Annotated in this window: 12 protein-coding genes; 2 read left to right on the top strand and 10 right to left on the bottom strand. The window is 34.0% G+C overall.

Annotation, left to right across the window (positions count from 1 at the left end; genetic code table 11):
• Positions 1 to 748 precede the first annotated feature (748 nt).
• The 10 genes from NI462_RS08515 to rfbB form a co-directional block, all read right to left on the bottom strand.
• Entirely contained in the window at positions 749 to 1,702 is a 954-nt protein-coding gene (locus NI462_RS08515; protein WP_253160086.1) for a GNAT family N-acetyltransferase, read from the bottom strand.
• A 103-nt stretch (positions 1,703 to 1,805) separates the two neighbouring features.
• Complete coding sequence (locus NI462_RS08510) at positions 1,806 to 2,954, bottom strand: glycosyltransferase family 4 protein (RefSeq protein WP_253160084.1); 1,149 nt, start codon at positions 2,952 to 2,954, stop codon at positions 1,806 to 1,808.
• Positions 2,954 to 3,820, bottom strand: a complete 867-nt coding sequence (locus NI462_RS08505) for a glycosyltransferase family 2 protein (protein ID WP_253160082.1) — start codon at positions 3,818 to 3,820, stop codon at positions 2,954 to 2,956. Before NI462_RS08505 ends, NI462_RS08510 begins: the two co-directional genes overlap by 1 nt.
• A 2-nt stretch (positions 3,821 to 3,822) precedes the next feature.
• On the bottom strand, positions 3,823 to 4,965 hold the full coding sequence (locus tag NI462_RS08500) for an O-antigen ligase family protein (RefSeq protein WP_253160080.1): 1,143 nt from the start codon (positions 4,963 to 4,965) through the stop codon (positions 3,823 to 3,825).
• 151 nt (positions 4,966 to 5,116) lie between these two features.
• On the bottom strand, positions 5,117 to 6,004 hold the full coding sequence (locus tag NI462_RS08495) for a glycosyltransferase family 2 protein (protein WP_253160078.1): 888 nt from the start codon (positions 6,002 to 6,004) through the stop codon (positions 5,117 to 5,119).
• Positions 6,005 to 6,017: 13 nt separating this feature from the next.
• The gene (locus tag NI462_RS08490; RefSeq protein WP_253160076.1) at positions 6,018 to 7,262 is read right to left on the bottom strand and encodes an O-antigen translocase; all 1,245 of its coding nucleotides are present in this window, start codon (positions 7,260 to 7,262) and stop codon (positions 6,018 to 6,020) included.
• The gene (locus NI462_RS08485; protein ID WP_253160074.1) at positions 7,263 to 8,378 is read right to left on the bottom strand and encodes a DegT/DnrJ/EryC1/StrS family aminotransferase; all 1,116 of its coding nucleotides are present in this window, start codon (positions 8,376 to 8,378) and stop codon (positions 7,263 to 7,265) included. It lies immediately after the preceding gene.
• Positions 8,379 to 8,601: 223 nt separating this feature from the next.
• Positions 8,602 to 9,027 carry a sugar 3,4-ketoisomerase gene (locus tag NI462_RS08480; protein ID WP_253160071.1) on the bottom strand — a complete coding sequence of 142 codons (426 nt, stop codon included), beginning with the start codon at positions 9,025 to 9,027 and terminating at the stop codon, positions 8,602 to 8,604.
• A 2-nt stretch (positions 9,028 to 9,029) separates the two neighbouring features.
• On the bottom strand, positions 9,030 to 9,908 hold the full coding sequence (gene rfbA, locus NI462_RS08475) for a glucose-1-phosphate thymidylyltransferase RfbA (RefSeq protein ID WP_253160069.1): 879 nt from the start codon (positions 9,906 to 9,908) through the stop codon (positions 9,030 to 9,032).
• Complete coding sequence (gene rfbB / locus NI462_RS08470) at positions 9,908 to 10,966, bottom strand: dTDP-glucose 4,6-dehydratase (RefSeq protein WP_253160067.1); 1,059 nt, start codon at positions 10,964 to 10,966, stop codon at positions 9,908 to 9,910. The genes rfbA and rfbB overlap by 1 nt, the downstream gene beginning before the upstream one ends.
• A gap of 742 nt (positions 10,967 to 11,708) precedes the next feature.
• Here rfbB and NI462_RS08465 point away from each other — a divergent pair.
• Positions 11,709 to 12,785 (top strand): polysaccharide biosynthesis/export family protein, encoded by a 1,077-nt coding sequence (locus tag NI462_RS08465; RefSeq protein WP_253160065.1) that lies wholly within the window; start codon positions 11,709 to 11,711, stop codon positions 12,783 to 12,785.
• A gap of 249 nt (positions 12,786 to 13,034) precedes the next feature.
• A complete protein-coding gene (locus NI462_RS08460) occupies positions 13,035 to 15,218 on the top strand; it encodes a polysaccharide biosynthesis tyrosine autokinase (RefSeq protein ID WP_253160063.1) in 2,184 nt (727 codons plus the stop codon).
• Positions 15,219 to 15,225 lie beyond the last annotated feature (7 nt).

The following is a 15,225-nucleotide window of genomic DNA, read 5'->3' as shown; positions in this document are numbered from 1 at the left end:
GATATTGCAATAAAATCTTTGTTCTCCTATCAATAAAATAAGCTATTTCGTGAATGATTAGCACTTCATAGTATCTAGTAAATATCCTCAATAAATATAGAAAAGTAGCGGTAATTTTTTTAAATAAAAATTCATAAAATACAACACAGCTCACACTAAAAAAATGTGACAAAATGTGATTTAACAAAGAAGACTGTGATTTAATTCACCAATTGACTCTATATTTTAACTACATCAAAAATGTAAGGAGGCTGATTTAGCAAGTGTATAGCATCAACAAGTATCTAAAATATTTCTATATATAACTGAAAAACATATATTTTTAATATTTGTATCAAATATGTCATTTTTACTATTAGCAATTATCCCTAGACTGGTGTTTGTATGCTTTCATACATCTGTATAAAAATAGATTTTATTTAAAGCTTGTGAGTTATTTGCTTGAATAGAAGAAGAACGAGGAGTTGGCTCAGCTAAATTATAGCTACAAGCTAAATCACTCAATTAAATCACTCAATAATGACGTTTGAAAAATCCTGTAGTTACGGGCTTTTAAAATAAAGTTCTATCTGTAAGGGAAGAGGACTCCACCCCGACAGTCAAGGTGGAGGTGAATTTCACAAAGCTTTAACCCTACTGACTTTGAATATACTTCTTAATTACATCTAAAGACGCACCACCACAAGCCCTGAAAAATAAGATCGTGATCATAAAACAGGTTTGAGCTTGTCGAAAATGGGCGAGTATGTCAAAAATCTATAGTATAAAAATCATGTACAATCGCACGAGCACCAAATCTTTCTTTTTGATTAATCAACCCCCTATTTAAAAACTTCCCTTCATTTTCATTAGAAATACCAAAATCAAATATTTTAGCAAATTTTTTACTGTTATTTATTAAAAAATCAATCAGATAATCTAATACTTTTCCCTCTCTGCCCTTATCATTACTCGCCAAATACTGAATATGAACCACTCTCTCAGTTTCAAAAGTAACTGCTGCTGCCACAATATTACCATCAAGACAGCACTTATAAGCTCTTATATTATTAGGAAATCTGCTTTTCAATAAATCTATTTCAATTTCATTATGGACAGGTTGTTGGTTATGATGCTCACGTAATACTTCACGAAGCACACCCCAAACAATACTAGGCTGATCTACTTCTTCACAAATAATACCATTTTTTTTGAGCTTCTTAATTGACCTTCTTTTACTTTCTGAATATGAATATTCTTCCTCTAAATCAATACAAACGCTAATATCTCTACGATAAAGGTTGGCATGATTTCTAAATAAAGCATATAAGTCTTCTTGTGCTGGATAATTATGATAAATACTCGGAATACATTTATATATAATTTTTTCAATATTTTTTTCTTTAAAAAAAATCTTTAATTGAGTAAAGAGTTCAAGCATATCAGCAGCATGTATCCCTCTATCAAATAAAAACCCGCCAAAGGTTAAACCTTGATGACTATAAAAAATATTATCTTTAATATTTCCAGGTAATAAAGCCATAACTTCATCTTCATCATTTTTAAATATTAAAGAGAAATCTTCGAAACGATCAGAATGATACTCCATGAAATCCCGATTAAATATAAAGTGATAATTTTTACATTTTAACAAAAATTTATTCCACATTATTTTATCTGAATCTTCATATTTTTTTATTTTAAAGCTTATATTTTCGCCCATTGCAATCTCCTATATAAGTTAAAAATTCTCTACTTATTATTTTTAAGTTAAATTTAATCAAAATTATTTTTATGAATAAAAATATTATTAAATGAATTCTAAGCTAATTCATTCCTAATATTTGTAATAATCTATGATTTATATGATCAGCATTAAAATTTTTTTTAGCATATAAAAAGCCTTGATACCCCATTTTATTTACTTGTTCAGGATACTCTATAAAATAAATCATTTTCTTTACTAATGCGTTTACATCCCATTTAGAAATTAGGAAACCTGTAACACCATCTACCACAGTTTCATTACAGCCAGGTACATCAGTAGTAATCACTGGACGCCCAATAGCCATAGCTTCTTGTGTACTGCGAGGTACGCCCTCACGATAATAGGAAGGTAATACAAAAACTGCACTCTCACGTATTCTTTGATTCACATCTTTAACGAAACCAGCGTATTCTATAATTCCTGTTTCTATCAATTGATCTAATTGTGCCTGCTTTAAACCAGTTGGATTTTCAGGATCCAATCCACCTATAATTTTAAATGTTATATCAGGATATTTTTCTTTAACTATTCGAGCGGCTTCTAAATATTCAAATATACCCTTTTCAGCAATTAACCTGGCAATAAAGATAAAAGATAAATTTTTCTCGGTATCCCATTTCGTATAGGCATACTCTTGTAAGTTAAGACCAATTGGTCCTAAGACTTCAATTGCATTATTTTTATGGGGAAGATTATAACGATGTACTAGATCTTTAGGATCATCGCGATTTAAGAAAATAATTTTATCTAAATATGGAAATGCAAGCCGATATAAAGAAATTTGTACAAAGCGTATGAATTTAGTCTTTAAACTTTGACCATGCTTATGAATGGTAAAAGGTGAACCCAAGCCTTCAATCATTCCATAAATATAGGGAACATTCGTCTTATAAGCAGCTAAAGTAGCATAAATAATAGGTTTAGTTGAGTATGAAAAGACTATATCAGGTTGAATTTCTTTTATTTTATTTATAAGCTGAAAAATAGAATATAGATCAGATAATGGGTTCAATCCCCCACGACTAAGTTGATAGGAAATAGGAGTTGCTCCAAGATTTTTAATTATATCTAGCCACTGATCATCATACTCGGAGACAAAAGCATAAACCTGATGACCCTGCTCTAAACATGCAAAAATAAAATCTTTACGAAAATTATAAAGGTTATAAGCAGTAGAACCTATAATAGCAATTTTTTTATTTATCATTATTTTAATCGCCCTATAAGTTCTAATTGTGACATATAAAAATTTTTATCGTCTTCAGAAACAGTAGTCATCCTACGCTTATTTAAAATTTGCATTAAATTCAAAAAACTTAATATTTCTACAATCATTTTTTTTATTTCAAATTTTAGAACAATCTTATTTTTTTCAAGATCAGATATGACATTGTTATAATACTTTTTAATCACTTCAATTTGAGTATTATATCCACGAATCATTTTTTCTTTTTTTACATTTTCCACTTCTCTATAAAAATATAAGGGTTCTTGCATAACCACATAATTAAAATCATTTTTTATAGCTGCTGATAACCATAATTCATAATCTTCAGCTAGGCAGTTATTTTCCTGATAAGGATTTCTTTGACACCATGTCTTACGTGCAAGAAGTGAAGGATGTAATAAATTTGTCAACCCTTGCAAAATTTCTTTTGGCTGCATCTGGTGGTTAGAAAAAATTCTTTTTCCTAAGATCTCATTTTTATTTCCAATAGAATATAAACTGGTTACCACTAAATCAATCTTTGGATTTTCATTTAAGACTTTAATCTGTTTTTCAAGCCGATCTACTGCCATTAAATCATCAGCATCCATACGTGCAATAAGGTCATATTCTGCTTCATTGATAATCTGATTTAAGCGATAAGGTAATCTTCTATTAGAACCGTCAGAAATGATTCGGATTCGAGGATCAACAAATGATCGAGCTATCTCTAAAGACCGGTCTGTTGATCCATCATCTACCAATATTAATTCCCAGTTTTGAAAAGTTTGGGCCAGAACCGATTTAATCGCATCTTCTAAGTATTTTTCAGCATTAAAAAATGGAATCCCTATAGAAATATACATATTTATTCTTCCTTATTATTATTTGAAAATATTAAAAAAGCTGCCAATAAAAACCAAAAAATAAGCGTTCTTGCACTATAGGTGGTAAACCCATATAACATTGGCCCTAAGAGTATCATCTTGTTTGAAAGTGACAATTTCTTAAATATTTGGTATAAAAATATTAAAAATAAGGATATTCCTATAATTCCGTAATAAAACAAGATACCTAACCAAGTTGAATGAATTTCATTTCCGGTAGGGTTATATAACCAGTGAGCACCTTGTCCAGCCCCAAAAATTAAATATTGAGGATAATCTAAAAAACTAAAAAGACCACGTCCTTCTACCTGACTGTCTCTTTGATCTAACCCTTCTATAAAGCGTAGTGCAATGCTATCAAAAACCCCCAAGCTATATAAAAAGTAGCTTAAGCTTCCAAAAAACGCTAATGTTCCAATGAATACAAATATTCTTTTATTCAGGTCCCCTTTTTGACTAAATATAAGTCCCAGAGTTAACATTAAAAAACCAACTGAAGCAGATCTTGACATGGTCAATAAAATCAAGAATAAAGCTAAAAAATAGACAGTTATTTTTTTAAAACCGTTTCCTGAAATATACAGATAAATTGCACAGCTACTCAGTACCCAAAATGCCATCTGGTTAGGATCATTAAAAAGACCATTGTATCGAGGTTCAAAATCATAACGACCTAAGTTACTTGCCCAGATAATAATTTCAACAATATAGGAAAAAGGAATAAGGAATAATAATTTTTCATAGAAAAATTTTATCTGGACTTGATTTAAATTCATCATTAATAGAAAAAACAACAAATTAAATATCCAGTAAACTGTCGACATCATATAACTTGAATCTAGAACAATTAAATACCAAGCAAAATTTACACAAATTGCATAAGCAACGAATAATAAAATTATATTTGAATACTCAATATTTATTTTAGAGCTTTTGCTAAATAGCAATAAAATGGCACCCATAATAAAAATATGGCTGAATTGTGGAACTCCACTTGACCAAAAATAAAACTGAGATAAAAAAAATGAAAATAGTATAAGATATATAATTGACTTATCTCTTATATTAGTATCACTTAAAAAAATAATGTTATTTTTTGAATTAGTTTCATTTAAAATAATCATTATCCATTCCTTTTTTATTGTCTTTTGCTCGACAGAAAAGCAAAAGAACCGATTAATATTTTATATTATTAATTTAATTATTTTCTTATTTAATATATTTTAAAATGGTATTCTCTAACAAAATCAATAATATTTATCGAACTTATTTATATTAAAAATCTTTTTTAATAAGTAACCAGTAAAAAAACCTGAAAAAATCATATGTTAAAATTTCAGATGGATATTCTCTCAAAATTCTTAGCATTTTTTCTAATGATTGCTTTTTGGAAAACAACCCCAACTCAAATGCATTTATCCATAAAGCTCTTTTTTTTGCTTTATTAAATAGAATATGATTTTGGTATTCATTTAAAATCATCATTCTCGAATCATGCATAAGAGACGTCTGTTTATGCATATTATTATCATGTAGCCTGTATTTAGCAAAAATAACCGGAAGATAACATAACTCTCCCTCCTGTGCTAAAAGCAACCACATATACCAGTCTTCGATTTTTACCTTAGCATCATAACCGCCAATTTTTTTCAAAGCTTTAGATCGGATCAGTTGGGTCGTAGCTGGCAAATCATGTTCTAACAATAAAATTTTTTCAAAATTATAACTTTGTCTTTTTTTAACTCTATTTTTGACAAGATTAGAATCATTATCAATAACTGCCACTCCTCCAAATACTGCGATACAATTTTTGTTTTGGTTTAAAAATTCGGATTGTATTTTTATTTTATCTTTTAAGATTATATCATCTGAAGCCAGAGAAGAAAAATATTCTCCCTGTGTCCATGCTAATGCTTCATTCAAGGTTGCACTCAAGCCCTGATTGGATCGATGTCTAAACTCAAATCGGGTAAATCGTTTTTCACAGAGCGGAATCAGTTCTTGGATTTTTTCTACGGAAGAATCTGTAGATCCATCATCAATGACAATTAACTCAATATTCTGATAAGACTGATCAATGACACTCTGGATACTGTCACACACAAATCTCTCATGATTATAACTTGGTATAATGATAGAAATTAAAGGGTGTTCAATTTTCATATTATATCTCTTTTTATTCTAATGGTTTAAATATAAATAAACTGATGACTATCCAATACATCCCGTAATTTACCAGGTAAGCAATCGAGACCCCTTCAAATCCAAAAACTTGGGTACATACATAGGTCAAAACCAGAAGGGACAGAGTAAATATAATTTCTGTAGAGATATACAGTTTGGTCATGGCTTTGCTTAACATTAAATAACCTAGTATCCAGCTCCCTATCTTTAATGCATCGCCCATCATTTGCCAAAAGAACAGGCTTTGCATGGGTGCGAAGGAGGGACTGAACAATACATTGATAATCCAATCACGTAACACAAAAACAATTATGCCTCCTGCCACAGCCATTGGAAGAAGGAACTTATAGCCTAAATAGACTTCTTTCTTAATTTCTTCAAGCATCTTGAGCTCTGATAGGCGCGGCAAGTAATAGACCCCCAATATTGTTGTAACCAGCATCAGGTATACGGTACTTAGACGGATCATCGCTTCCCAGTATCCTGCATATGCCACGCCAAACTCCTGGCTTAAATAGGCACGAATCAGCATTTGCGATAAAGGCACGCAGATCGCACTTACCAATGCCATCCAAACAAAAGAACTAAATTTTTTAGTAATTTCGAAGTCTATTTTTCCAAACAGAGACGAAAATTTAAACCAGTCCGCTCTACAACACAGAAATAACGTGGCTATAAATGCAATAGACTGATAAATGGATAATGCAATCAAGGCACCATATAGATGTAATTTTATGGCTAAAATACTTGTAATAATAAGAGCAAATAAACTGCCTGAAATATTAGCAATGACTAATTTTAATATCTCTTTTTTGCCATTTAATATTGCTAAAAACAATGTATTAAAATTAAAAAATATTAAAAATACTGCGAACCATACGAAAACATTTTGATATTCAAGGGTATGAAATATATAAAGTGATAGCTGGTTTTGGAAAATTAAAATTAATATTGCAAAAATCAGGCTGAATAGAAAAACAAGACTGCCTGCTGTTTTCCAGATTGCACGTTGTTTGTTTTGATCTTCATGATACTCGGCCGTATATTTAATGACGGCAGTATTAATTGCACTACCTGCAAAAGTTGTTACCATTTGAATAAAATTTTGGAATTGTCCTAAAGCGGCATATCCAGTCGGTCCCAGATATACAGCCAAAATTTTATTCAGTACAAATAGGGTTAGGGTCTTAATCAGCACCGCCACACCATTGAGTACGCTGGTCGTAAGTAAATTCATCTATATTTGAAAACCATTACATAACTGAACAATTTGCTTTGCTTCATCCATAGATAAAGTAGGTCCGATCGGTAAGCTCAAGACCTCGGCATGAATTTGTTCTGAAATTGGTAAACTTAAATCATTCCACTCTTTATAAGCTTGTTGTTTATGCGGTGGAATCGGGTAATGAATCAGTGTCTGTACCCCATGGTCTGCCAGATATTTTTGTAATTCTTCCCGATGTCGGGTTCGGATGACAAACAAATGCCAAACATGCTGGGTATAAGTTTCCGCGTCTATATTTATGAGTGGAAGATCAATGGCTGGATTTTGAATTTCTTTTAAATAGAGATCTGCAATCTGACGGCGATGCTGGTTCTCTCGGTCCAAAAATTTCAGTTTTACGTTCAGAATTGCCGCCTGAATCTCATCAAGACGACTATTTACTCCAAGCATCAGGTTTTTATATTTTTCATGCGAACCATAATTACGTATGGCCTTCAGCATATTGGCTAACTCGGCATCATTGGTGGTAATCGCGCCCCCATCTCCTAATGCCCCCAAGTTTTTACCTGGATAAAAACTGAAGCCTGAGGCATCTCCCCAATTACCTGCTTTTTTACCATCTATTTCAGCACCATGTGCTTGTGCTGAATCCTCTAGGACCAGTAAATTATATTTCTTGGCAATCACCATAATTTCTGGCATTGCAGCAAGCTGTCCATATAAATGAACGGGTAAAATTGCCTTTGTTTTGGTAGTAATAGCTGCTTCAATTTTTTTAGGATTAATATTTAAAGTATTAAGATCTGGTTCTACCAGCACCGGTTTTAGATTATTTTGTGAAATAGCCAGAATACTCGCAATATAAGTATTTGAAGGCACAATGACTTCATCTCCTTCATTTAGCTTACCCAATTCTTTCCATGCACGCAGGGTCAGAATAAGAGCATCCAAACCATTGGCAACCCCTATGGCATACTGCGTTCCACAATAATGCGCAAAATGTCTTTCAAAATCGTCTACCTGTTTGCCACATATATACCAGCCAGAATCAACTACCTGTGTACAAGCTACGATAAGTTTATCAAAATATTGAGCATTTATCGCTTTTAGGTCAAGAAAAGGAATCATTCTTATCAATCTCATAAAAAATCAGAAAATTAGGGAATATAGCTCCAAAATAAGAGCTTATTTTTAAACAGTTGTTCCTATATTTAATGTACTGCTTCTAGATTTATTGATATAAAAAATTAACTCTACTATATTTATTAATTTTTAATTATTTTTTAAAATATTATTCTACAACGAATACATTGAAAATTAATCATTCTTGTACTTTTATCGTATTATTGATTTAATTATTTACTGTTAAATTTATAATTGGTTTATTTACCTCTTTTAAAAAATCCTGATAATTTCGAATATAATCATTTTCATCATAATGATTATTCGCCAACACCAATAGTACACAATCTTCAGAAAAATCATGAATTTCTCTCCATATTAAAGATTCTATATATAATCCTTTTAAAGGAGAATTCAAAATAATTTCATCTTTAATACACCCATTATCCAATATAAATCGACAGCTACCTTTTATACATATAGCTATTTGTTTCAAAGCAATATGGGCATGAAAACCACGAGCTTTATTTAATGTACTAAAAATATAATAAAGACGTTTAACTTTAAATGGAATAGATTGATTTGATTCAATTGCAACTAATCCACCTCTTTCATCACCTAAACTAGGTAAATCAATTAATTTAACTAAACTCATTATTACTCCCTTACTAAAGAAATCAGATATTGGCCATAGCCATTTTTATTCATTGTTTGACCAATCGCTAAAACTTCCTCTCTGCTCAACCAGCCATTATTTAATGCAATTTCTTCTAAGCAGGCCACTTTATAACCCTGGCGTTTTTCAATAGTTTCTACAAATTGAGCTGCTTCGAGTAGACTGCCCTGTGTACCCGTATCTAACCAGGCAAATCCACGCCCCAACAATTCAACATTTAAATCACCGCGTTCCAGATATGCCTGGTTAATTGAAGTAATCTCTAACTCACCTCGCTCAGAGGGTTTTACTTGTTTGGCAATCTGAATGACATCATTGTCATAAAAATACAGACCCGTTACAGCAAAGTTAGATTTAGGATTTTTTGGTTTTTCTTCAATTGAAATCACACGTTGCTGTTCATCAAATTCTACAACACCAAAACGTTCAGGGTCTTTCACCTGATAGCCAAATACAGTTGCTCCTTTTTGCCGTGCTGCAGCTTGGCGTAGCATATGGGTAAAACCTTGCCCGTAAAAAATATTATCGCCTAGCACCAAACATACATTGCTTTGGCCAATAAATTTTTCACCCAGGATAAAGGCTTGTGCTAAACCATCAGGACGAGGCTGAATCGCATAACTCAGCTCCATGCCAAACTGTGAACCATCTCCTAATAAACGCTTAAACCCCTCAATATCCTCTGGCGTACTAATGACAAGAGCTTCACTGATACCGGCTAACATCAGTACGGATAATGGGTAATAAACCATTGGTTTGTCATAAATTGGAAGTAGCTGTTTCGAGATGCCTTTGGTAATCGGATGCAAACGTGTGCCCGAACCACCGGCTAAAATAATCCCCTTGGTTGTGCTAGCCATTAGACTGCCTCCCCTAAACGTTCACGCTGATAAGAACCATCCTGAACGCGATGACACCATGTCAGATTGTCCAGATACCACTGCACAGTTTTACGGATACCGGTCTCGAATGATTCCTGTGGCTTCCACCCCAGTTCCCTTTCAATTTTTGAAGCATCAATGGCATAGCGCAGATCATGTCCAGGCCGATCCTTAACAAAGGCAATTAAGCTTTCATAACTTTGCCCGTTCAGTTGGGGTTTTAATTCATCTAAAATCTGACAAATAGTTTTAACCACGTCTATATTTTGTTTTTCGTTCCATCCACCAATATTATAGGTCTCACCCACTACACCCCGAGTCGCAACCTGACATAAAGCGCGGGCATGATCTTCTACAAACAGCCAGTCACGAATCTGCTGACCATCTCCATAGACCGGTAATGGTCTGCCTTCCAAAGCATTTAAGATCATCAAAGGAATCAGTTTTTCAGGAAAATGATAAGGTCCATAATTATTTGAACAGTTCGTGACAACCACCGGCAAACCATAGGTTCTATGCCAGGCCCGAACTAAATGATCTGAACTGGCTTTACTTGCCGAATAGGGCGAACTTGGTAAATAAGGGGTAGTTTCAGTGAATAGATCAGTTGTGTCTTCTAAGTCGCCATATACTTCATCTGTTGAAATATGATGAAATTTGAATCTAGATTTTTTAATTTCAGTCAAATTTTGCCAATACTTTCGTGCAACCTCTAATAAGGTATAGGTACCGACGATATTTGTACTGATAAATTCAGCCGGACCATCGATGGAACGGTCCACATGAGATTCTGCCGCCAAATGCATGACCACATCTGGCTCAAAGTCTGAAAATAATCGCGCTAAAGATACATGATCACAAATATCAGTTTGAGCGAATTGATAACGAGGGTGATCCAATACAGAAACTAATGACTCCAAGTTACCTGCATAAGTTAACTTATCAACATTTAAGACCTGATGCTCAGTCTCCTTGACCAGATGCCGGATGACAGCAGATCCAATAAAACCGGCTCCACCAGTCACTAATATTTTCATCACCATTTTTAATACCCTTTAATATTTTTATTCTACTTTTCACTAATTATTTTTAATATATTGATGCCTTTTAAGCATCTCTATTTTTATTGATTTGTTCATAAGATATATGAATTCTATTACACAAGCCACTTACAAAAAAAGCCGATACTTAAATGTAGTTACATTTTATAGATCTATTTTAGTTTTTAAAAATATTTTTACTCTATATCGATCTTAATCCTTTACACACCTTTCAGCTAATATTGTTCGAATATTCATTATTTTTTTATTCTAATACTTTAATTAACAAAGTTTTATTTTAATTTTTGTAAGATATAATTATTTTATAAATTATTAAACTAATACTTAAATTATATGAAAATCAACAATCTAAGAAACCTTTAGATCAGATAAAAATTATATGAAAATACTTTTCTCGATTAATTTATATCGTTATAGCTCCTTTCATAGGATTCAACTTATCTATTAAAAAAAATAACAATTAGAAACAATTAATCTTCTTTATAACGTTAAAAAATTTTCTATATCTCTACCGCTTGTTCAATCAAGCTTTCACGTCTATTTTCTTCCATCTTTTTGCAAAGTCTTAGCCTGGCGTTATTTAATTGGGTCAAAAATAGCTATAGACAAGGTATGTGATCTATTATATTTTTTAGATGTTAATCACATAAATCGAATTAAAAATTAATAATTATTAATAAATACCAATTCTGAACATATAAAAATAAAGGGGTTTCAAGTGAACCATAAACACCTTTTAGGTATTTTTACCTTAAGCCTATCTCTAGTTGGATGTGCAGCAATATCCGGCTTTCAAACCTATAATTTACCGAAAGAAGGCATCTATCAAACTGAGCTAGGAACGCCTGTCAATCTGGTGCAATTGAATCAGCAAACCCTACCTGTCGTACAGTCGGCTCAAACGAATAATCTCAATCATTATGCAACTTTATTTCAGACCGAGGTGCAGGATTATCGCTTGAATCCAGGTGATATCTTATCTTTTCAACTATGGGCTTACCCTGAAATCAGTGCAGCCCCTACGGCCAGCGATAATAACAACGGCTATCAAATTGATCGAAATGGTTATATCCACTTCCCATTCATTGGACGCTATAAAGCAGCAGGAAAAACTCTTCCGCAAGTGAATCAGGAAGTACGACGCCTATTAACACCTTATTTAAACCGTCCGGATGTAGTGGTACGCGTGATTTCATATCAAGGACAACGCTATTCTGTAGTTGGCAATGTGAAATCGGCAGGACAATTTTACCTGTCTGACCAACCAGTAAGTGTTTATACGGCGCTCGGTTTGGCGGGTGGTATTAATGAGCAAGGTGACTCTACTTCAATTCAACTTGTGCGTCAGGGTGTAACCTATGACCTGAATACAATTGCACTGGAAAAGGCTGGATATTCCTTGCATAAGCTATTGATTCAACCGAATGACACTCTTTATATCAGTCCTCGTGAAAATCAGAAGATCTATGTCATGGGTGAGGCCAGTGCCAATAAGCCCTTACCACTACGTGACCAAGGTATGACTCTCGCTGATGTATTGGGGGAAAGTGAAGGCATTAACCCCTATTCCGCGAATTCTAGCCGGATTTATGTCTTACGTGGAAATCCAGACAATCAGATGACTGAAATATATCACTTAAGTCTAAAAAATCTTGGAGATTTTGGCCTAGCGAAACAGTTCAAAATGCGTAGCAATGATATTGTCTATGTTGATGCCACAGGTCTGACCCGTTGGGAACGCGTTGTTAGCCAGATTCTTCCATTTTCATATGTCGCTGATTCGGCTATACGATAGGTAATTTAGCTATAGTACTAGGTGCTTAATACTGAATATGAAACAGACACAATAAGAACTGTCTTCTTCTGATCATCATTAAAATATCCGGCCTTATGCAGGTTAGATATTTCAAGAAAGGACAATAAAACCAAAATATGTAGGATTCTTTCTCAGAAAAGCAGCAAGTCTTTGATTATTTTTATAATTTTATTTAAGAATATATCATCGACTGGAAAAATCACTTTTAAACTTTTAGATAGTAAAATTATGAACAAAAATAACAATACCGAAAATATGATTGACCTAAAAGGGGTGTTCTTTTCCTTGCTCTCGCAATGGAAGCTCATTCTCTTATGTGGTTTGCTTAGCCTGATGGCAGTGTTGCTATACATGCGTACCGCAGCCATTAACTATAAGGTGGATGCAATCGTTCAGGTCGAAGAAAATAGAGGGGCATCAGCTGCCTTATTAGGCAGCTTGTCAAGTATTATTAGTCAGATGTCTTCATCAAATGCTGAGATTGAGGTTTTAAAATCACGCACGATTCTTGAATCAGTGATTGATCGTTTAAATCTGGATCTCCATATTGCAAGCACTGAAGACTCTTTTATCAATCGTCTCATTTACGGCAGAAATTCCCAAACCGAATATCAACCCGAAATTGTACGCTTTAAAGAAGGTCAAAAAAGCTTTGATATCCGTCAGTTTGAAGTTCCCGTAGCGTACCAGGATAAAAATCTCCTGCTGAAGTTTCAACCACAGAGCTTTAGCTTGATCAATCCAGCTACAGAGGAAATTGTCTTTCAAGGGCCACTTAACCAGGCCGTTCAAGGCAAAGCTGCACAGGGAGATTGGAAAGTTGCCATCTTTACTCAGGATAAGCTAGATAACAGCTATCAGGTACAAAAACTCTCATTACCAACAGCGATTGATTCTATTCTTGCCAATTATTCAGTGACAGAAAAAGGCGAACTGAGTGGAGTTCTGCAGCTTCGCTATCAGGGTCAAGATAAACAGCATATCACTAAGGTCCTAAACACGATTTTAGCGACTTATAGCCAGCACAATATTACGCGACGTTCAACAGAAACAGCGCAGACCCTGGCGTTTCTGGATGAACAATTACCGGATTTAAAGAAACAGCTTGATAATGCAGAATTTGCCTTTAACCAGTTCCGTCAACGGCATAATACAGTTGATATCGCTAAAGAATCTGAATTGTATTTAAATCAGAGCGTCACCTTAGAAACACAAAAAGTCTTACTTGAACAGAGACAGGCAGAAATAGCTGCTAAATATGCAGCACTACATCCAGCCATGCGAGAAATTACGGCTCAACTTCGTGTGATCAATGGCAAGATTCGTGAACTGAATACAACACTCAAAAATATTCCAGAGATACAACGCCAGTATTTGCAACTGTCACGCGAAGTCGAAGTCAAACAGCAACTGTATACCAACCTGGTGAATTCCTACCAACAACTGCGTGTTGCCAAAGCGGGTGAAATTGGCAATGTACATATCATTGATACCGCACTTGAACCTATTGACCAAGTGCAACAGAAAACACCACTGATTCTGTTCCTCGCCTTTTGGTTCGGTATTTTTGTGGGAATCTTGGTGGCATTATTCCGCAATATGCTGCGTTCTGGTGTGAAAGATAGCAGTCAAATAGAATATCAACTAGAGCTTCCAGTGTATGCAAATATTGCCCATTCTCCGAGTCAGAAACCTGGGCTAAAACTACTCAAAAAGAAAAAGATTCCTTTTGTATTAGCTCTTAAACATAGCGATGATATTGCGATCGAAAGCTTGCGAAGCATACGTACAGCGAGTCATTTCGCCCTAAGCCAAGCCAAAAACAATATCATCATGATTTCAGGTCCAGCACCAAAAGTCGGGAAATCATTTGTTTCCAGCAACCTGGCAGTCATCATGGCGGAAAAAAATAAACGCGTATTGGTGATTGATGCAGATTTGCGTCGTGGTCATATCCACAAATATTTTGATCTAGATAATCAACATGGATTAACTGAATACCTGAATGAGCAGATTACATTGGAACAGGTGGTACAAAACACCAATGTTCCGAACTTGAATGTAATCACCTGTGGTGAAAGTTCAGCAAACCCTTCTGAGCTTCTTAATTCAGTACGCTTCAAGGAATTACTACAATCTCTGATTCCGCACTATGACCATATCATTATTGATACACCACCTGTATTGGCTGTTACGGATGCGATTATCGTATCTCAATATGTTGGACTCAATTTAGTTGTAGCGCGCTATGCAAAAACACAAATGAAGGAGCTAGAGCTTACATTAAACCGTTTTAAACAAGCCGGTAGTATCGTAAATGGCTTTATCCTGAATGATATTCAGCGTTCAGCCGGGGGGAGCTATAGTTATGATTACATTTATAGTTATAAGTCCAGAGAACAAAATAGCTGATCCCATT

Source organism: Acinetobacter lwoffii, from assembly GCF_024129715.1.
Lineage (GTDB): Bacteria > Pseudomonadota > Gammaproteobacteria > Pseudomonadales > Moraxellaceae > Acinetobacter > Acinetobacter lwoffii_U.
This window is presented reverse-complemented; position numbering and strand designations above follow the sequence as displayed.

Bases quoted from the DNA above. Each gene is read 5' to 3' on its own strand.
- NI462_RS08490 (WP_253160076.1), bottom strand. From the start codon at position 7,262: ATGAATTTACTTACGACCAGCGTACTCAATGGTGTGGCGGTGCTGATT.
- NI462_RS08505 (WP_253160082.1), bottom strand. From the start codon at position 3,820: ATGTATATTTCTATAGGGATTCCATTTTTTAATGCTGAAAAATACTTA.
- NI462_RS08485 (WP_253160074.1), bottom strand. From the start codon at position 8,378: ATGATTCCTTTTCTTGACCTAAAAGCGATAAATGCTCAATATTTTGAT.
- NI462_RS08460 (WP_253160063.1), top strand. From the start codon at position 13,035: ATGAACAAAAATAACAATACCGAAAATATGATTGACCTAAAAGGGGTG.
- NI462_RS08495 (WP_253160078.1), bottom strand. From the start codon at position 6,004: ATGAAAATTGAACACCCTTTAATTTCTATCATTATACCAAGTTATAAT.
- rfbB (WP_253160067.1), bottom strand. From the start codon at position 10,966: ATGAAAATATTAGTGACTGGTGGAGCCGGTTTTATTGGATCTGCTGTC.
- NI462_RS08500 (WP_253160080.1), bottom strand. From the start codon at position 4,965: ATGATTATTTTAAATGAAACTAATTCAAAAAATAACATTATTTTTTTA.
- NI462_RS08510 (WP_253160084.1), bottom strand. From the start codon at position 2,954: ATGATAAATAAAAAAATTGCTATTATAGGTTCTACTGCTTATAACCTT.
- NI462_RS08515 (WP_253160086.1), bottom strand. From the start codon at position 1,702: ATGGGCGAAAATATAAGCTTTAAAATAAAAAAATATGAAGATTCAGAT.
- NI462_RS08480 (WP_253160071.1), bottom strand. From the start codon at position 9,027: ATGAGTTTAGTTAAATTAATTGATTTACCTAGTTTAGGTGATGAAAGA.
- rfbA (WP_253160069.1), bottom strand. From the start codon at position 9,908: ATGGCTAGCACAACCAAGGGGATTATTTTAGCCGGTGGTTCGGGCACA.